This is a genomic window from Acinetobacter sp. CAU_H_56 (assembly GCF_058599425.1).
Genome location: NZ_CM178654.1, coordinates 1,013,966 through 1,032,191, shown reverse-complemented (window position 1 = coordinate 1,032,191; position 18,226 = coordinate 1,013,966). Strand labels below are relative to the sequence as shown.

Annotated in this window: 22 protein-coding genes and 2 tRNA genes; 12 read left to right on the top strand and 12 right to left on the bottom strand. The window is 40.5% G+C overall.

Annotation, left to right across the window (positions count from 1 at the left end; translation table 11 throughout):
• Positions 1–21: 21 nt before the first annotated feature.
• The gene (locus AC4MCC_RS05085) at positions 22–240 is read right to left on the bottom strand and encodes a hypothetical protein (protein WP_491885750.1); all 219 of its coding nucleotides are present in this window, start codon (positions 238–240) and stop codon (positions 22–24) included.
• Between the two features lie 209 nt (positions 241–449).
• Between AC4MCC_RS05085 and AC4MCC_RS05080 the strand changes: the two genes are divergently transcribed.
• Entirely contained in the window at positions 450–623 is a 174-nt protein-coding gene (locus tag AC4MCC_RS05080) for a hypothetical protein (protein ID WP_179993406.1), read from the top strand.
• 63 nt (positions 624–686) lie between these two features.
• On the opposite strand, the gene AC4MCC_RS05075 is transcribed toward AC4MCC_RS05080, so the two are convergent.
• A tRNA-Arg gene (locus AC4MCC_RS05075) sits at positions 687–762 on the bottom strand.
• A gap of 189 nt (positions 763–951) precedes the next feature.
• Between AC4MCC_RS05075 and AC4MCC_RS05070 the strand changes: the two genes are divergently transcribed.
• The 7 genes from AC4MCC_RS05070 to AC4MCC_RS05040 all read left to right on the top strand — a co-directional run bounded on the left by AC4MCC_RS05070 (position 952) and on the right by AC4MCC_RS05040 (position 7,028).
• Positions 952–1,887 (top strand): ABC transporter ATP-binding protein, encoded by a 936-nt coding sequence (locus AC4MCC_RS05070; RefSeq protein WP_323713398.1) that lies wholly within the window; start codon positions 952–954, stop codon positions 1,885–1,887.
• On the top strand, positions 1,884–2,657 hold the full coding sequence (locus AC4MCC_RS05065; protein WP_180179032.1) for an ABC transporter permease: 774 nt from the start codon (positions 1,884–1,886) through the stop codon (positions 2,655–2,657). Before AC4MCC_RS05070 ends, AC4MCC_RS05065 begins: the two co-directional genes overlap by 4 nt.
• Complete coding sequence (gene queF, locus AC4MCC_RS05060; protein WP_491880171.1) at positions 2,657–3,472, top strand: NADPH-dependent 7-cyano-7-deazaguanine reductase QueF; 816 nt, start codon at positions 2,657–2,659, stop codon at positions 3,470–3,472. The genes AC4MCC_RS05065 and queF overlap by 1 nt, the downstream gene beginning before the upstream one ends.
• A 19-nt stretch (positions 3,473–3,491) precedes the next feature.
• A complete protein-coding gene (locus AC4MCC_RS05055; protein ID WP_491876673.1) occupies positions 3,492–4,145 on the top strand; it encodes a hypothetical protein in 654 nt (217 codons plus the stop codon).
• 289 nt (positions 4,146–4,434) lie between these two features.
• Positions 4,435–5,436 carry a lytic murein transglycosylase B gene (gene mltB / locus AC4MCC_RS05050; protein WP_159124080.1) on the top strand — a complete coding sequence of 334 codons (1,002 nt, stop codon included), beginning with the start codon at positions 4,435–4,437 and terminating at the stop codon, positions 5,434–5,436.
• A gap of 289 nt (positions 5,437–5,725) precedes the next feature.
• Entirely contained in the window at positions 5,726–6,340 is a 615-nt protein-coding gene (locus tag AC4MCC_RS05045; RefSeq protein WP_491880173.1) for a septal ring lytic transglycosylase RlpA family protein, read from the top strand.
• 232 nt (positions 6,341–6,572) lie between these two features.
• Positions 6,573–7,028 carry an Mpo1 family 2-hydroxy fatty acid dioxygenase gene (locus tag AC4MCC_RS05040; RefSeq protein ID WP_419365353.1) on the top strand — a complete coding sequence of 152 codons (456 nt, stop codon included), beginning with the start codon at positions 6,573–6,575 and terminating at the stop codon, positions 7,026–7,028.
• A 45-nt stretch (positions 7,029–7,073) separates the two neighbouring features.
• Here AC4MCC_RS05040 and AC4MCC_RS05035 read toward each other — a convergent pair whose 3' ends face one another.
• The 3 genes from AC4MCC_RS05035 to rpsB all read right to left on the bottom strand — a co-directional run bounded on the left by AC4MCC_RS05035 (position 7,074) and on the right by rpsB (position 9,419).
• A complete protein-coding gene (locus tag AC4MCC_RS05035; protein WP_491876670.1) occupies positions 7,074–7,580 on the bottom strand; it encodes a DUF3465 domain-containing protein in 507 nt (168 codons plus the stop codon).
• A gap of 75 nt (positions 7,581–7,655) precedes the next feature.
• Positions 7,656–8,531, bottom strand: coding sequence for a translation elongation factor Ts (gene tsf, locus AC4MCC_RS05030; RefSeq protein ID WP_004784491.1), 876 nt, complete (start codon positions 8,529–8,531; stop codon positions 7,656–7,658).
• Positions 8,532–8,672: 141 nt separating this feature from the next.
• On the bottom strand, positions 8,673–9,419 hold the full coding sequence (gene rpsB, locus AC4MCC_RS05025; protein WP_004784492.1) for a 30S ribosomal protein S2: 747 nt from the start codon (positions 9,417–9,419) through the stop codon (positions 8,673–8,675).
• Positions 9,420–9,626: 207 nt separating this feature from the next.
• Here rpsB and map point away from each other — a divergent pair, with 207 nt between their 5' ends.
• Positions 9,627–10,454: a type I methionyl aminopeptidase gene (gene map, locus AC4MCC_RS05020; protein ID WP_004784494.1), complete on the top strand. Its 828-nt coding sequence runs from the start codon at positions 9,627–9,629 to the stop codon at positions 10,452–10,454.
• A gap of 253 nt (positions 10,455–10,707) precedes the next feature.
• Positions 10,708–11,943, top strand: a complete 1,236-nt coding sequence (locus tag AC4MCC_RS05015) for a pyridoxal phosphate-dependent aminotransferase (RefSeq protein ID WP_005236666.1) — start codon at positions 10,708–10,710, stop codon at positions 11,941–11,943.
• 45 nt (positions 11,944–11,988) lie between these two features.
• Here the strand turns inward: AC4MCC_RS05015 and AC4MCC_RS05010 are convergent, their stop codons facing one another.
• Both AC4MCC_RS05010 and AC4MCC_RS05005 read right to left on the bottom strand, forming a co-directional pair.
• Positions 11,989–13,251 carry an MATE family efflux transporter gene (locus AC4MCC_RS05010; RefSeq protein ID WP_491885749.1) on the bottom strand — a complete coding sequence of 421 codons (1,263 nt, stop codon included), beginning with the start codon at positions 13,249–13,251 and terminating at the stop codon, positions 11,989–11,991.
• Positions 13,252–13,732: 481 nt separating this feature from the next.
• Positions 13,733–14,143 carry a GFA family protein gene (locus AC4MCC_RS05005; protein WP_419365358.1) on the bottom strand — a complete coding sequence of 137 codons (411 nt, stop codon included), beginning with the start codon at positions 14,141–14,143 and terminating at the stop codon, positions 13,733–13,735.
• A 161-nt stretch (positions 14,144–14,304) separates the two neighbouring features.
• On the opposite strand from AC4MCC_RS05005, the gene AC4MCC_RS05000 reads away from it, so the two are divergent.
• Complete coding sequence (locus AC4MCC_RS05000; protein ID WP_491885748.1) at positions 14,305–14,748, top strand: PaaI family thioesterase; 444 nt, start codon at positions 14,305–14,307, stop codon at positions 14,746–14,748.
• Positions 14,749–14,760: 12 nt separating this feature from the next.
• Here AC4MCC_RS05000 and AC4MCC_RS04995 read toward each other — a convergent pair whose 3' ends face one another.
• Positions 14,761–15,204, bottom strand: coding sequence for a hypothetical protein (locus tag AC4MCC_RS04995; protein WP_419365360.1), 444 nt, complete (start codon positions 15,202–15,204; stop codon positions 14,761–14,763).
• Positions 15,205–15,440: 236 nt separating this feature from the next.
• On the opposite strand from AC4MCC_RS04995, the gene AC4MCC_RS04990 reads away from it, so the two are divergent.
• Positions 15,441–15,516: transfer RNA gene (locus AC4MCC_RS04990), tRNA-Asn, on the top strand.
• 367 nt (positions 15,517–15,883) lie between these two features.
• On the opposite strand, the gene AC4MCC_RS04985 is transcribed toward AC4MCC_RS04990, so the two are convergent.
• From AC4MCC_RS04985 to AC4MCC_RS04970, 4 genes are read right to left on the bottom strand one after another with little or no spacing between them, the layout of a single operon-like run.
• Positions 15,884–16,537 (bottom strand): MiaE family protein, encoded by a 654-nt coding sequence (locus AC4MCC_RS04985; protein WP_491885747.1) that lies wholly within the window; start codon positions 16,535–16,537, stop codon positions 15,884–15,886.
• A gap of 13 nt (positions 16,538–16,550) precedes the next feature.
• Positions 16,551–17,276 carry a pyridoxine 5'-phosphate synthase gene (pdxJ, locus tag AC4MCC_RS04980; protein WP_491880177.1) on the bottom strand — a complete coding sequence of 242 codons (726 nt, stop codon included), beginning with the start codon at positions 17,274–17,276 and terminating at the stop codon, positions 16,551–16,553.
• A 13-nt stretch (positions 17,277–17,289) separates the two neighbouring features.
• Positions 17,290–18,000, bottom strand: a complete 711-nt coding sequence (gene recO / locus AC4MCC_RS04975; RefSeq protein WP_208462209.1) for a DNA repair protein RecO — start codon at positions 17,998–18,000, stop codon at positions 17,290–17,292.
• A gap of 11 nt (positions 18,001–18,011) precedes the next feature.
• Positions 18,012–18,209 carry an NF038104 family lipoprotein gene (locus AC4MCC_RS04970; RefSeq protein ID WP_180139347.1) on the bottom strand — a complete coding sequence of 66 codons (198 nt, stop codon included), beginning with the start codon at positions 18,207–18,209 and terminating at the stop codon, positions 18,012–18,014.
• Positions 18,210–18,226: the final 17 nt, after the last annotated feature.

The following is an 18,226-nucleotide window of genomic DNA, read 5'->3' as shown; positions in this document are numbered from 1 at the left end:
ATAAACAGCCCATCGAATGATTCAGTACCAAAAAAAACTGTCTGACCCTATTTTTGAACCGGCGTAGCCAAAAGCTAAAGAGTACTGACTTATTAGGTTTTCTTGAGCATGATAAGGTGTAGTCGTAATAACTGCTTTATCTATTGGAGCAGGATTACCATGTTGAATAGCTAAAGGTGTATTCGCTCCAGCTAATGAAGAAGCTCCAATCATCAACCCAATGAATAATAATTTTTTCATATCTATGTCTCATTTTTATTGTGAGCATAAGATACTAATTTTTTAGAAGAAAAACTACTCAGCACATCTATTTCACATCTATTTATAGAAACAACAATTTATGAGATTAAACAGACTATAAATACAACAATGTAATTCATCCACTTTTATAGAATTAAAGGACTAGGGCGACTTATACATACATATATATTCCCAAGAGGTAATTCCCGATGGCTAAACCAGATGAAGAACTGAATGAAGAGTTTCCAGAAGAAGAATTAGATCCACAAGAGAAACAGGATCGAGAGATTCAACGCGGTCAGTTAGGCGTGAATCAAGACCCTCAGGTGAAAAGAGATCAAATACGTCAAAAACATCAGGATGAAGAAGAAGAGAATCCATAATTTATTTTATAAATCTGGAGTTGGGTTGCTTTTTGTTCAAAGTAAGAAAAATTTATAAAATGATGGTGCGGCCAGCGGGACTCGAACCCACGCCACAGGCTTCGGAGACCTGTACTCTATCCAGTTGAGCTATGGCCGCAGCTTTTTGGAATGCGCACATCATAACAAAAAAATGCATAAGGTAAAGCAACTATCTATAACTTCGTTATTTTTATGCCTATCCTTTATACAGTGTGCCAAAACAGCAACAGAGAATTCCATGTGAATGACTTGGTTTATTCTGCAAGATCACTCACAATATCTCAACTTTTCACCATTTGAGATCTCTATGACTGATGCGCTGACATTAAGGGATTTGTCGAAGACCTATGGAAATGGTTTTCAGGCACTTAAAGGAATTAACTTAACTGTACCTGAAGGTGAATTCTATGCCCTACTAGGACCTAATGGCGCGGGCAAGTCCACTACTATTGGTATTATCAGTTCATTAACAAGAAAAACCTCTGGAACCGTTGAAATTTTTGGTCACAATCTGGATACTCACCCTTCTGAAGCCAAACAATGTTTAGGCGTGGTACCCCAAGAATTTAACTTCGCCCAGTTTGAAAAAACCTTTGATATTCTAGTCACTCAAGCCGGTTATTACGGTATTCCTAAAAAAATTGCCCAAGCGCGTGCTGAAGAATATTTAAATAAACTGGGTCTTTGGGAAAAACGTTCTACTCAAGCTCGCATGCTTTCAGGGGGTATGAAACGTCGCCTGATGATCGCTCGTGCGATGATGCATGAACCAAAATTATTGATTCTGGATGAACCAACAGCCGGTGTGGATATCGAATTGCGTCGTTCCATGTGGGATTTTCTTAATGAAATGAACGGTAATGGTACTTCTATTATTTTAACGACTCATTATCTGGAAGAAGCAGAGATGTTGTGTCGTCAAATTGCGATTATCGATCGTGGTGTGATCAAAGAAGATACCACCATGAAGAATTTCCTGAATCAGCTCAATGAAGAATCCTTTATCTTCGATCTGGCTGCACCTATTGAGCCATTAAATATTGAAATTATTGGTGTGAAATTTAATTTAGTAGATCCAATGACCTTAGAAGTGACACTGGATAAAGCCCATTCCATGAATGATTTGTTCCAGTTACTGGAATCACAGAACATTCAGGTACGCAGTATGCGTAACAAGTCAAACCGCTTAGAAGAACTATTTGTGAAAATGGTCGAGAAAAATCTGGATGGAGCTGCACAATGAATATAAATCAGCTCGGCGTCGCCTTATATACCATCGTTCATAAAGAAGTTCGCCGCTTTATGCGGATCTGGCCGCAAACTTTACTGCCACCTGCCATTACCATGAGTCTATATTTCGTGATCTTCGGTAATCTGGTCGGTTCACGTATTGGGGAAATGGGCGGGTATAGCTATATGGAGTTTATTGTCCCCGGTCTGATCATGATGGCGGTGATTACCAATAGTTATGCCAACGTCTCCTCCAGTTTCTTTAGCTCAAAATTTCAGAAAAGCATTGAAGAGCTAATCATGAGTCCAGTACCTTTACATGCCATTTTATGGGGATATGTATTGGGTGGTGTAATTCGTGGTCTGTTGGTTGCGATTATTGTCAGTGCCATGAGCCTGTTTTTTGCAGACCTTTATATTACCAACTGGTTTGTGACTATATATACAGTACTCATTACCTCGCTATTATTCTCTCTAGGCGGTTTTATTAATGCTGTCTATGCCAAATCTTTTGATGATATCTCGATCATCCCGACTTTTGTACTCACACCACTGACCTATTTAGGCGGTGTGTTTTATGCGATTTCAGCCTTAAGTCCGTTCTGGCAAAATCTCTCTTTAGTTAACCCGATCGTATATATGGTCAATGCGTTCCGTTTCGGCATTTTAGGTCATAGCGATGTCAATGTTTCCATTTCATTGGTCGTGATTACTTTCTGGTGTGCCGTGCTTTACGGTATTGCTTACTATTTATTGTCTCGTGGTTCAGGAATGCGTGAATAATGAGTGTAGAACATTCTCTCCTTGGTAAAGACACCAACTACCCAACAGAATATCAGCCCGATATTTTGTTCCCGATTTCCCGTGCGCCTGCCCGTGAAAAATATGCCCATGTTGAAGCTATTCAGCAAGGCAAAGACTGGTGGCATGTTTTTGAAATTTCTTGGTTAAATGCTATCGGCGTGCCTCAAGTGGCGATTGGTCGGATTACCCTGCCAGCATTTTCCCCAAATCTCATTGAATCAAAATCTTTAAAGCTGTATTTCAATAGCCTGAACTTTGCCAAGTTTGATTCGAAAGAGGCTTTTATTACAACTGTTGAAAAAGACCTCTCAAAAGCTGCTGGTGCTGAAATCACACTGGATCTTTTCCATGTTGATGAACTTGAAATTTCTAAGCCTGAGGGTATCTGTATTGATGACCTGACTCCGGAACGCCTGGAAAATCATCCGGACGCTTCTTTATTGTCTTTAGATCAGCAAAGCGATGAAAATATCGAAGTGCAACTCTATTCACATTTATTAAGAAGTAACTGCCCAGTCACTGGACAACCGGACTGGGGTACAGTATTTATACGCTATCAGGGCAAAAAACCTTGTTATAAGAGTATTTTGGCTTATATTATTTCGTATCGTCAGCACAACGGTTTTCACGAACAATGTGTGGAACAGATGTTTGCCGATATCTGGCAAAATCTGAAACCGGAAAAGCTGATGGTATATGCGACCTATACACGCCGTGGTGGATTGGATATCAACCCTTGTCGTGTATCGGATTCCACATGGATGCCTCGCCCTATTCGTTTAGCGCGACAATAAAAAACATTGAGGTTTAAGAATGCCTTTTTTTGGTTTTATTCCTTCTGCAGAACTATTAAATACAATTCAGACTGCACAGAAAAATAAAAACTCGAGTGAACCGCTTTATCCACTGCGTGATAAAACCGCATTAATGATTAATGATGAAATTATTGATGCAATTCTCACGGAACTGGTACGCCGTTTTCCTGCGAGCGAAAAACGCGATACGGCAGAAAAACTGGCGGGCTATATCAAGTCCACTGTGGCAGTGTTACTGAAACAGTTGCTGGGTAAAGCGCCAAATGAAGTCGTCAAAGAGTCGATTGCTTTTTCTGAACGCAGCCTGTTTAAAGATCCGGAAGGAAACTTCCGTATTGGTGAGTCTCTGGATGCCAATCTGGTCACCAACCTAAAACACCATTATGCAGCATTAAAAGCTGGCCAAAGTGTCGATAAGCAGAGTCTCAGCAATCTGTACAAACAGTTTGGTGAAGCAACTGTACGTCATTTTATGGTCGACTTTAATAAAACCTTAGATTTAGGCATGATTAAACGCAAGGCTGCTGATATTGGTGCTTCAGCTGTAATCAAAGCGATTAATATTGCAGCAGATAAAATCATCCTGAATTTAAATAAGGATGAGTTGCAGGCGATGGCAGAATATCACGACACTTTATTCTTTACTGAATAAAGCCGCATATTTATTCAAAAAATGCAGATTAAGCCTGACTTCGGTCAGGCTTTTTTGTGGCTTAAGAAATAGCTTGTTACAGTTATTGTGAACTAAAATACAAAATGCTGAAAAAACAACCAACCTTTTCCTGTTTTTAAGGGAGTTTATATGACTCCTATTCATCAGAATGTTATCTTTAATATTGCCTCTAATGCCAGAAAATTGAGAAAAGTGAATTGATCTTTTTCATGGCACGATTCAAATGACATAGCCACAAACCTACCAAAAAATTGGAAATCATACCAAGATGTTGAAATCGAATTTTTATAAAAAATTGAAGCAACTTTCGATCCTTGTCAGTGCATTCGGACTCAGTAGTTTAAGCCTGGCCAACGATTTTCAATATCATCCCTCTTATGCCAGTTTCAAACAGAACACTATGCAGACCTATGGTCTAAGTGCTCAGCAAGTAGACAGTGCAATGACGGGAGCAAAAAATCTTCCAAATATTATCAATATCATGAATCGCCCAGGTGAAAGTAAGCCATGGTATGCCTATAAGACCAATTTTTTGTCTGAAGGCACGATTCAACGCGGTGTACGTTTCAAGCAGCAATATGCTGCAACATTAAATCGCGCCGAGCAGCAGTTTGGTGTACCACAATCGATCATTTTGGGTATTTTGGGGGTTGAGACCGGTTTTGGCAGCAACAAGGGTTCATTTGTGACCCGTGATGCACTGGCAACTCTTGGCTTTGGTTATGAACGTCGTGCGCAATACTTCCAGGATGAACTGGCGGCATTGATCGCATGGTCATATAAGGATGGTGTGTCAGCATCCTCAATCGTCGGTTCTTATGCAGGTGCTGTCGGCTATCCGCAGTTTATGCCAAGTAATATTCCAAAGTATGGGGTCGACTATGATGGTAATGGCCATATCGATCTACGTAATTCTGCGGTAGATGCGATTGGTTCAATTGCAAACTATCTGGCTCAAAATGGCTGGCAACGAGATCAGCCAATTGCCTTTCCTGCCCGTTATAGCGGTTCGAATCCTGATTCTGTCATCGCCAAGGATCTCACACAGCCAACGCCTTATGGAGTAATCAAAACCCAAGGGATCAGTCCGATGAATCCGATTGTTCGTATTGATGATCTTGATATGGTCAATGTCATTCAATTACAAGAAAATTATGGACCGATTTACTATATTACTTATCCGAATTTTCAAGTGATTACCACGTACAATCGTAGTCGTATGTATGCCACTGCATTGTGGCTTTTAGGTACAGAAATTACGAGCCGATAACAGTAAAAATTACTACATACTATTAAAGTCAAGATTTTTATTAAACAAAATGCCTAAATTTTAGGCATTTTTTACGCCTTGTTACAATATTGATTATTTTTTAATCACTCATTGTTTATTTTGCGTACTTTTTTTAACTATTTTAATTAAACACTAGACAGCCAGTTGCCAGCATGAATATTATCCAATTCGTTAAATGTAGTTGCATAAGTTAAATATCAGGCATGTTTATAGGGTTATCAGCTACTTAGGCCCAATCTAATGAAACATGCTGTTAGGAGTTGATTCAATGCATTCTTCTTTTCTGAAGTATTTTATGGCCATCGCCGTGACCGTTACCCTAACGCAATCGCAAGCAGATATGGTTCAGTCATCATCATTCAATAATGATCATGACAATTCGCGTCTTGCAGCGCGTGTATTAAACAAAGAAGCTCAAAGCTTCAATTCAAATTTCACAAATTTGAACAGCCTTTCAATCACTGAGCGTTCTGGCGATAAAGTTCGTCGTCAAACCATTGCAGCAAAAATTGCAATTCCTGCAGAAGAGCCTTCAGTGATTGAGAAACTGAACAATGTTGCTTCAAACACAGTTCGTAAATTCAGTCAGACAGGTACAGCATCTTGGTATGGTCGTCAGTTCCATGGCCGTAAAACTGCCAGTGGTGAAACATTCGATATGAATGCAATGACTGCTGCACACCGTAGCCTGCCATTAAACTGCTTTATCCGCGTGACCAACAAAAACAATGGTAAGAGCGTGGTTGTGAAGGTGAATGACCGTGGTCCATTCCATGGCAATCGTGTTCTAGATTTATCTTACGGTGCTGCTAAACAGCTTGGTATTACCAATGCTGGTACTGCACATGTCAATATTGAGCGTGTAGATGGTCCAAACTCATAAGATTTGACCGCTCTACATTTAACTCAAAAGCCACAGTCATGTGGCTTTTTTATTTGGTGATGTAGAGCAGGAATTCGAACTGCTTTTATCCTTAATACTGTCGATGTTATTCCATTCAGGTATAAGCCTTCTCTAACCCTTATCAACCCACTATCGATTTCATTTTGACCATACCTCCAAACTGTTTTATATTTTGAAAACTAACAGTACGTTCATGGATGGGAGCGATAGAATGAAAACAATATCCGAATGGTTAGATGAATATAGTGAAAGTCATCAAAACAAAACCAACAAACTGATCCATTGGGTCTGCGTGCCTACCATCTATTTTTCCATTATTGGAATCATGGCGCACTTTAGCGCTTTACTGACTGCCCTGCTCTTGGTTCTGGCTTTTGTGTTTTATGCACGTTTAGATATCGTACTGGCTGTAGCAATGGCAGCGCTAACCCTGATGATGGCCTGGTTCATCTGGGTTTTACCTGTAGGTGTCGGTTTCTTTATAGCCTTGTTTGTTTTTGCCTGGATTGGGCAATTTTATGGACACAAAGTCGAAGGTAAAAAGCCTTCTTTCTTTAAAGACCTTCAATTCCTTCTCATTGGCCCGTTATGGTGCATGGATGCCTATTTAGGCAAAGTCCTACCTAAATGGAAATCTCGTCAATCTGAGGCAATACAGTGCGCTTAAAGCGTATGTAATATCATTACATTTATAAAACCAAGGAAAATTCCCTTATTGATAGGTTTTTCCTTGGTGTTTTAACCAACCGCTGATGTGCTTATTGGATGGATCATGATGGGTCCAATGAATCACCCCACCTTTGTCGCTATATTCATATTCACCAAAAAACTCAACCTGATCACCTTTTTGAATATTCTGGATGCGTGGCGCCAGATCAATATTGTGCGCAACCAATACAGTTTGACCAGTAGATAATTCCAGAATAAATTTCTGATGACGGGAACCTTCATTATCATCTTTTAATAACGCTACCACCTTACCGCTCGCCTGAACCTGAAGATCACTTTGTCTTTGCTGGTAAGCTTGCTCTATACGCTGGGTATCATCAGAAACCTTATGCGTACTTTTTTGAACATTAGGCTGCTCTTGAATCGCAACTTCTGCTGAAGGTACAAAAGTATTGGTCTGTTGTTTAGATTCTGATAAATCCAGACCTAAATAAGCAGCCACCAAAAGTGCAATGACAGCCCCGATCCCCATATTGGTTTTATTTGCCATAATTTCTCCTTGATCATTCTTTATTTAGTCATAAAAAAAGCCCCATTCGGGGCTTTTTTCTAATTCGTTACCGAATTATTTTGCAGCAGCCTGAGCAGCAGCAACTTCTTCAGCGAAAGAAAGCTCAGCTTTCTTCTCGATACCTTCACCCACTTCGAAACGAACGAAGTTAGCAACAGTAGTACCAGTCGCTTTAAGAACTTCAGCAACTTTCTTGTCGTTGTCGATTACGTATTGTTGACGCTCAAGAACAACTTCGTTCAGGTATTTCTCAACAGAACCTACAACCATTTTCTCAACGATGTTTGCTGGTTTGCCAGATTCAAGTGCTTTAGCTTCAGCGATTTCTTTTTCTTTCGCGATAAGGTCAGCAGGAACTTGTTCAGCGTTTACAGCAACCGGATTGAATGCAGCAATGTGCATTGCCAAGCCTTTACCAGTTTCAGCATCACCTGAGTAAGATACAACAACACCGATACGAAGACCGTGTTTGTAAACAGCAAGGTTTTCACCTTCAACAATTTTCGCACGACGTACTTGGATGTTTTCACCGATTTTTTGAACTAGCGCAATACGAGCTTCTTCTACAGTAGCGCCATCTTCAAGTTTAAGTTCAGCGATTTTAGCAGCGTCAGTTTCGTTTGCAGCAAGTGCAGCAGCAGCAACTTTCGCAGAGAAACCAGCAAAGTTTTCGTCTTTAGCAACGAAGTCAGTTTGGCAGTTTACTTCTAGAAGGATTGCTTTGTTGCCTTCTTGAGCAATTGTGATCGCACCGTCAGCAGCAATGTTACCAGCTTTTTTAGCTGCTTTTGCTTGACCAGATTTACGAAGGTTGTCGATCGCTAATTCGATGTCACCACCAGCTTCTGTCAAAGCTTTTTTACATTCCATCATTGCTAGACCAGTACGATCACGCAGTTCTTTAACCATGCTTGCTGTAACTGCAGTCATGTTTATCTCCTAAATTCGGTAGAAAATGAATTCTTTTTAGAACAGAAACGGCCCAGAGGATTCTCATGGGCCGCCTGCATACATAACGCTTACTTTGCCACCATCACGTGTCGCAAAAATGACAAGCTAGCGTCTAACGCATTAAGCCTCAGAAGCAGGAGCTTCTTCTGCTTTAGCTTGTGCATTTGCTTGTGATTGAGCATATTCTTTACCAGCAAGAATCGCATCAGCCATAGCAGAAGCATAAAGTGTTACTGCACGGATCGCATCGTCGTTACCCGGAATAACGTAGTCTACGTTGTCTGGGTTAGAGTTAGTATCAACGATACCGATTACAGGAATACCAAGGTTTTTAGCTTCTTTAATTGCAATCGCTTCGTGATCAACGTCGATTACGAATAATGCGTCAGGTAAACCACCCATGTTTTTAACGCCGCCTAAAGCACGTTCAAGTTTTTCCATCTCGCGGCTACGTTCTAAAGCTTCACGTTTAGTCAGCTTAGCGAAAGTACCGTCTTGAGATTGAGTTTGAAGGTCTTTTAAACGGTTGATAGATTGGCGAAGAGTTTTCCAGTTCGTCAACATACCACCTAACCAACGGTGATCTACGTATGGTTGACCAGCGCGTTGAGCTTGTTCACGGATGATTGCAGAAGCAGCACGTTTAGTACCAACGAACAAAACTTTGTTCTTTTTGCTAGCCAATTGGTTAGCGAAGTTCAAAGCATCATTTAACGCAGGAACAGTGTGCTCAAGGTTGATGATGTGAATTTTGTTACGCGCGCCAAAGATGTATTGACGCATTTTTGGGTTCCAGAAACGAGTTTGGTGACCAAAGTGCGCGCCAGCTTGTAGAAGGTCGCGCATGCTTACGTTGTAATCTGCCATTTTCTTTACCTTAAAGTTTGGGTTAGGCCTCCATATATCCGCATTCTCCACCCTTGCGGGCACCCAGAGTAATGTGACGATATATGTGCGGATTTTTAATACACCATTCCATCAGCCTCGCAAATATATTCACGAAAAAGCATTTGATAAAATGGGCGGCTATTTATACCATAGTCACATACAAATTTCCAAAAGTTTTTAGAGATCATGAACACTACTTATCAAGCTCCCCGTCGTTTAATCAAATCCGCAGAAGATATCGAAAAGATGCGTATCGCTGGACGACTGGCTGCAGAAGTGTTGGATATGATCAAACCGCATATCAAACCCGGCGTAACGACACTGGAATTGGATACGATTTGTCATGACTATATTGTAAATGTGCAGAATGCTATTCCTGCATGTTTAGGTTATGGTGCAGCGCCTGGCCGCCCTGCTTTCCAGCATACAATCTGTACATCTGTAAACCATGTGGTCTGTCACGGGATCCCATCTGAAAACAAGATCCTGAAAAAAGGCGATATTTTAAATATTGATGTCACTGTCATCAAAGATGGTTTCCATGGCGACACCAATATGATGTACATCGTGGGTGGTGAAACTTCAATTCTGGCCAACCGTCTGTGCAAAGTCGCTCAAGAAGCCATGTATCGTGGTATGGCTGTAGTTAAACCCGGTGCAACGATTGGTGATATTGGTCATGCGATTCAAAAATATGTTGAATCTGAACGTTTTAGCGTTGTTCGTGAATACTGTGGCCACGGAATCGGTACAACTTTCCATGATGAACCACAGGTGCTGCATTATGGTCAGCCAGATACCGGGATGGTTCTTGAAGAAGGTATGACTTTTACGATTGAACCTATGGTGAATGCGGGTGTTTGGCAAACCAAACTGTTGGGTGATAAATGGACTGTGGTCACTAAAGACCATAAATTATCGGCTCAATATGAGCACACTCTTTTAGTAACAAAAAATGGCATTGAAGTGCTGACTGCTCGTCCTGAAGAAGATTTGTCACGTTTTAGTGCATAACAACAACACTTTCTCATATAAATGGTCACTTTAAAGTGGCCATTTTTAGTTTATATTTCCCCTATTATTCTCATCCTCAAAGCATATTCTTAGTTCCTGTCTATCTAAACTACCTATCGATGTTCAAGATAAGGTTGCACTGATTCAGCATTTTTTTCGTATATTTTTCCAAATTCTTTTGCCCAATGTGCACCATTTTAGGCTAAGATAATGTGCTTTTTATTTTTTAATCCCTATAAGAAGGAATACTGCCGTGGACGTACGTCTCTCTGATCGTGTGAATGCCATCAAACCGTCCCCTACGCTTGCTGTGACAAACAAAGCTGCTGAACTGAAAGCTGCTGGTCACAACGTTATTGGTTTGGGCGCAGGTGAGCCAGATTTTGATACCCCTCAACACATCAAAGATGCAGCAATTGCAGCAATTAACAACGGTTTCACCAAATACACCGCTGTTGATGGTACGCCAGGTCTTAAAAAAGCAATTATTGCTAAATTAAAACGTGACAATAACCTTGATTATCAAGCGAACCAAATCCTGGTTTCTTGTGGTGGTAAACAGTCTTTCTTTAACTTGGCACTTGCTTTGTTAAACAAAGGTGATGAAGTGATCATCCCTGCTCCATTCTGGGTGAGCTATCCAGACATGGTGATCATTGCTGAAGGTACACCAGTAATCGTGAAATGTGGTGAAGAACAACGTTTCAAAATTACTCCTGAGCAATTAGAAGCTGCGATCACTGACAAAACTCGTTTAGTGGTACTCAACAGCCCTTCTAACCCGACTGGCATGATCTATACTAAAGCTGAATTAGAAGCTTTAGCTGCAGTACTACGTAAATACCCAGAAGTATTCATCGCATCTGATGACATGTACGAACCAATCCGTTGGGAAGATGAATTCTACAATATCGCAACTGTTGCCCCAGACCTTTACGACCGCACTATCGTATTAAACGGTGTGTCTAAAGCCTATGCAATGACAGGCTGGCGTATCGGCTATGCGGCAGGTCCTGCTAAACTGATCGGTGCGATGAAAAAAATCCAGTCTCAATCAACTTCTAACCCAACTTCTATTTCACAAGTTGCTGCAGAAGCTGCATTGAATGGTCCTCAAGACGTTCTTGTACCAATGGTTGAAGCGTTTAAACGTCGTCATGACCTAGTTGTGAATGGCTTGAATGACATTAAAGGTATTTCTTGCCTACCTGCTGACGGTGCATTCTATGCATATGCGAACATCAAACCATTGATCCGTGCGAAAGGTCTGAACTCTTGCACAGAATTCTCTGCTTGGTTACTAGAAGAAACTGGTGTTGCAGTCGTTCCTGGTGATGCATTCGGTCTAGGCGGTTTCATGCGTATCTCTTACGCAACTGCTGACGAAGTATTAGTTGATGCACTTGCACGTATCAAAAAAGCTGCTGATTCTATCGAAGGCGTTGATGAGGCGATTGCTTCGATCGAAGCTGAAAAAGCTGCGAAATAATCTAATTGATTAGATAAAAAAACCCGCGATGATCGCGGGTTTTTTTTATGCAGTTTGTAGATGCTTACGGTATTTAAGTCCCAAACAAAGCAAACACATCAATGCGGCAAAGGTATAGGAAATAGCCAGCATCCACCAGAAACCACTTATTCCTGAAACATCCAGATTGAGATTGAAGAGCGACACTGGATGATAAGCCAAATACCAGCCTCCGCCCAATCCACCTAATAGCAGTACTCCACTAAAAATAAACATGGGCAAGACCACCACTTTCCAGCAGCGCAGCATATTGACGCTAATCACCAGAATCGCGTCAAAAATATGCATCCAGCACAATAAGAACATCAATGCCAAGCTCACCGTAAGCACATCCATATTATCACTAAATAGCGCCACAATCGGTTTTTGAAAAATTACGATCAAGATCGCCAAAACAATTGCGCTTGCGACCACCACACGTAACGCTTTAAAAGTTAAATCCCAGGCAGATTGCACTTGATTTGCACCAATCCTGGTAGAGACCAGAATGCTAAAAGCAGAGCTCATCGAAAATGGCACCATAAACAGCAGGCCAGCCAAACCCATCGCTACTTGATGCGCATTCACCATTATCTCCCCCAAAGGCAAGACCAATAATGCAATCGCACTAATTGTAAAGACATCAATAAATACGACAATTGCTGAAGGTAAGCCGATTCTTAAAATTTTTAGCAAAGTCTTAAAATAGAAAAATTGCCCGGACCAGTGCACACGTAACTGCTTTTCCAGAAATATCAGGTAATACACCACTAATAGTGTCCATTGAACAGTCAGATGAGCAATGAAAGCTCCCTTAACCCCATAGGCGGGTACATAACCCTGAATCCCAAAAATCAGGCAATAAGCTAAACTCACTTTAAGTATTAAATAGAAAATATTGGCATAGAACACACGTTTCGCCTGACCACAGGCTTGCGTTAAAATATATAAAATACGTACTAACAAATGTGCTGGAAGTGTCCAAGCCAGTAACCATAAACAAGGTTGAATCAAAGCCTGTAATGCACTATCTGCTTTTAACAGATGTAGCAAAGGATCTGCATGAGTTAATAGCCATCCTGCAAATACAGACAGGACACCGACAATAAGGATGTTCTGTTTCAGAATTTTTTGAATATCATCAAAAGCACGTCGCCCATATGCTTCAGCAAGTTCCTGCATCATACCCTGCAAGATCCCCGTCCCCGAAACAAATAATAAAGAATAAATAGATAAACACACAGCCATAGCAGCCACATGTTGCGGTGAGTAATGAGACAGGAAAATCATGTCAAATATTCCGGCCAACATTATGATGCTATTACTCAAAAAAATAGGCACCCAAAGATACAAAAACTGTTTCATTGCAAAATCACTCTATTCTTAATTCTTTTCTCGGGTTTTATTTTTAAACTGAATTATTTAAAACTGAGATATACAGTGGAAATCACATACAATCCTTGTGCCATAAATTTTTATATTTATTAATTTTTATAAAAAGTTCAGTCTCTATCTTTCGTTTGCTTATAGAAAATAATAATTTATTGAGTTCAGAAATTATGAGTTTTTCGTTCCAATTTTTAACAATTTAATCAAAAGAAAGAATGATCATTACATGAAAAGCAGGATGCTATCTGAAATACGAACCTGCTGATCAGTATTTTTATTTAATGATATATAAGTATTTATATGGCGCTTTTAGTTTTAAAAAAAGTATTTTTATCAGATCAAATTACGGGACTTACTTTTCCTTTATCTGATTATATTTATTTCAGGAATCCGGTTGCTGAAACATGGCAATGACCTCAGCTTCTGTCATTTTTTTGGTTTGATTGTTAAATGAGTAAAACGCTGGCTGATGATCTACATAAATTTCTAAATTGAAATCCAGATCCTCTGGTAGTTGCTCTAAAGTAAATACATTAATATTGGCAAAGGAATGATCTTTGGTCCGCCAGAAAATAAAAGTACCACAGGCATTGCAAAAACCACGCTCTGCCCATTCAGAAGTACTTGCAACAGATAAATGCTGCTGATCAATAAAGTGAATATTTTCTATATCAATCGACATTAATGGTCCACTTGTCTGGCGGCGGCACATGGAACAATGACAGGCAGCAACTTCATGATTTCTGAGCTGAACTTCAAATCGAGTCGCTCCGCATAAACATCTCGCTTTCATGATTATTCTTCCTCGGTATTATTATTTTTAATCATTTTACCGGATTCATCATAAGTAAAAGGCTTTGTACATTTCCTCATACAATTTTTTATTGCTGATCGAAGCACCATCTGCCTAAACTTGTCATTCAAATCCAGTATTTAAAATAATAAGGACAAGCTATGGATCTCAAGAATCTTTCAGGTTTGCAGATTATGCAAGAGATGCTTAAGGGCAATCTGTCTATGCCTTCTATGGCAACCACCATTCCCATGTCTGCAAGCGAAGTCGAACCGGGACACGTGACCTTTGTTGTAAAAGCAGATGAACGCCATCTGAATCCTATGGGAGGTATACATGGCGGTTTTGCCGCAACTGTTTTAGATACGGTAACAGGCTGCGCAATTCATACTTTACTTAAAGCCGGTGTCGGTTATGGCACCATTGATCTGAATGTAAAAATGTGCCGCCCAATTCCTCACAACCAAGAACTAAATGCAATCGGAAAAGCAATTAATCTCAGTAAAAATCTAGGTATTTCTGAAGGGCAAATTCTGGATGATGAAGGTCGTATTTATGCCCATGCCACAGCAACCTGCATGATTTTTCGCAATTCTGATCATTAAGGTGTTTAAGGCTTAAAGTACGCCCCATTTCCCTTGCGGTACTTTTACCAGTTTTGGTTGGGTCAAAGCCCGATATTCGAAATAATGCTTGGAAACATTCGCTACACTCAGTACCTGAGTTTCTTTAGCAGAAGCTTGCCACACTTTAGACTGGTTCGATCCGGTCAGAAGATTGCCAGCAAGCGCATAAATATAAAGATCTTTTTTCTGAGCTTTAGGCGTATTTAGGAATATTTCAAAACTAAATTGGCGTTCTTGTTCGACCAGCCACTTTTCTGCAAACCATAATTGCAGCAAGTCACCCAGATACAATTGTTTGATCGCTAAGGGCCATAAACGGATTTCTGCACCAGCCACAGGGGTAAAGTATTGAGCTGAATCTTGAATAATATCGAGATAATGATCTTGATAAAAAGGCAGCTGAGAGAAGATTTGAGGGATAGTGAGCGTATTCATTCGCTTTCTCCGGTTTAGCCATTTTTGTGCTGGCAAGTAGGTTTAAATCCACACTGTTTGACCATTTGGTCAAACGACTTTATGTTTTCAATCTAACAAGTGAAATTTGTTCTGACAAGCATTTTTTAAGAATTTAATGCAATCGTTTAAATTAAAATCAGATAAGTGCAATTTGTAATAAATATGACAGTTTTTGCTTGACCCTTGGTAAAATCTCTCTATAATCGCATTCAGATTCTCCCATAGCTCAGTCGGTAGAGCGACGGACTGTTAATCCGCAGGTCCCTGGTTCGAGCCCAGGTGGGAGAGCCAAATTCAAGAAAGCCCGCAGCATTAAAGCGGGCTTTTTTATTGCCTGAAATTTCATTTATAAAATGATTCAATTCTTTTTTCTCTTATATATTCTCACCTTGCCCTTTTATTTACCTAGTTAGATTGGCTTATATTTTCATTTAATCAAATGTGTTTATACATACTTATTTTTAGTTGATAGCACCGTTTACTATCTTGCATGATACTAATTTCTCCACTCTTACTGTAATAAACATCAGATTAAATTCTATATTGCTTAGGCTATTTTAAATTCTTTTAATAAATAAGTTAGCTACAGATTCTTTATATTTATAAAAAAATCCCCCAATTTGGAGGATCTTTTTTGATGTCTTAATTAAGTAGCTTCTTAAGCTGCTTTTGCAGGCACACCACTATGGAAACGAAATATTTCATCTGGACTGAGAATCAGGTTCTTTTCCACTTCACGGATATGTTCAATACGACTCTGAATATCTTCTTGCGGATTTTTCAGCTTCGCTTCTTTTGCTACATCCATTGCCAAGGCTAAATAGTCCTCATAATGGCGAGATTCAGATTTTAGTAGATAACGGTAGTAACGCCCTAGTTCTTCATCTACCAGCGGTGCAAGCGCATAGAAACGCTCACAAGAACGTGCTTCTACAAAAGCACCAATCACCAGCACATCAATCAGCGCCTCTGGCTCATAGGTCCGGATTTCCTTACGCAAACCACCCGCATAACGCCCTGCACTGAGTCCAACCCATTGCTGGCCACGCTTATTCATGAATTCCAGCACTTGCTCATAGTGCAGCATTTCTTCACGTACCAGTTGCGCCAGTTTCACCTGTAAATCTACGAAGAAGCTATAGCGGAACATCAGGTTCATTGCTGTACTGGCTGCTTTCTTCTCACAGTTGGCATGATCCTGCATCAGGATCTCCAGATTCTGTAATGCCTCATCGAGCCATGCTTTTGGTGTTTCACAACCTAAGAAGCCAATGACAGGCTTCATCAGTTCATCATAATCAATATTTGACATATGTTTCGCAATCTTAACGCGCAGCTTTAATTACAGCTTTCATTTGTTGAACCGCTTGCGCCAGTCCAACAAAAACTGCATCAGCAATAATCGAGTGACCAATATTTAATTCATGAATTTGAGGGATCGCAGCAATTGGAGTGACATTATCCAGGTTCAGACCATGACCTGCATTGACCACCAAACCTTTAGATGCTGCATACTCTGCCCCTTTGATAATACGCTCTAGTTCAACCTGCTGTGCTTCAGGCGTTGCTGCATCGGCATAAGCACCTGTATGAAGCTCAATTGTAGGTGCACCACACGCCACTGCCGCATCAATCTGGGCAATATCTGCATCAATAAATAGCGACACGTCACAGCCAATCGCAGATAATTCCTGAGTGGCTTTTTTCACATCTTCAAAATGACCAACGACATCCAGACCACCTTCAGTTGTCACTTCCTGACGCTTTTCTGGCACAAAGCAGACATGCTGTGGCTGGATTTCTTTAGCAATCGCAACCATTTCATCAGTTACGGCCATTTCCAGATTCATATGGGTAGTTAATACCGGACGCATACGACGTACATCTTCATCCTGAATATGTCGGCGGTCTTCACGCAAATGCAGGGTAATTCCCTCTGCACCGGCCTGCTCACAGATCAATGCAGCATTGACTGGGTCTGGGTACGTCGTACCACGTGCTTGTCTTAAAGTTGCGACATGGTCAATATTGACACCAAGTAATGCAGCCATAATATTTTCCTAACTACGATTGAGATTGAGAATTTTGGATCCACAATTGTCGACTTTTCAGTGGTCGGTCACCGAGTAAAGCAGTGATCACCTGTCGATATAGCTTCGTCAGTAATTGTAACTGTTCTGGATTAAAATCCCTACCATTTTCATAGTGCTGCATTGTTAAAATCTGCTGACCTGACATGGTTGAGCGCAAGGCTTTAGCCGAAGGCATAAAACCTTCATTCAACTGAAAATAGTAATGTTGCAAGGGATTGATCTGTGCCTGATTGGCATCGACCGAAAAATCCAGTTCATAGCCAAGTTCTTCTAATAAGATATGTTCAAACTGGCGTAAAACCTGTTTTAAATAAGTATTGGGATTTTCTTGATCGGAGAGTTTTTGCAAGGCATTCAATGTTTCGCCATATTTGGCAAAGGTCAGCGGCATTTGCACTTCAAGCGGACATAAACGCAACAGGATTTCATTCAGATAAAAGCCAGAAAAAAAGGCATCGCCGAAAAAAAAGATCGGCTGATTAACAATTTCTAATTTGGTGAAGTTTTTCAGTTCAGATTTGCCTGAGGCTAGCAAGCTGATGGGTTGATATTGGGGTGGTGGATTTTGTCTTAATATCCCATCGATACGGCCATATTCCTGGGTAAATAAATGCACAATATGACTGCGATCGCGATATTTACGATGATGAATCAGGTATCCATGCAGCACTTCATTACGCATAGGCTGCTTCTTTAGTCTTTATTCTTTTTTGATTTTTTCTCTTCTTCTTCATCATCCCCATCAGGAATGGCGGCACCCACAACAGCCGCGGTCCCTTTGACCGCGTACTTTGTGGTTTTATAGGCAACTTTGGCAGGAACGGTCACTACTTTATGAATACAGCCCTGCAAAAATAAAACACATGCAATGACTGCCAGAAATTTCATCATGATCCGTTCCCGTCCAA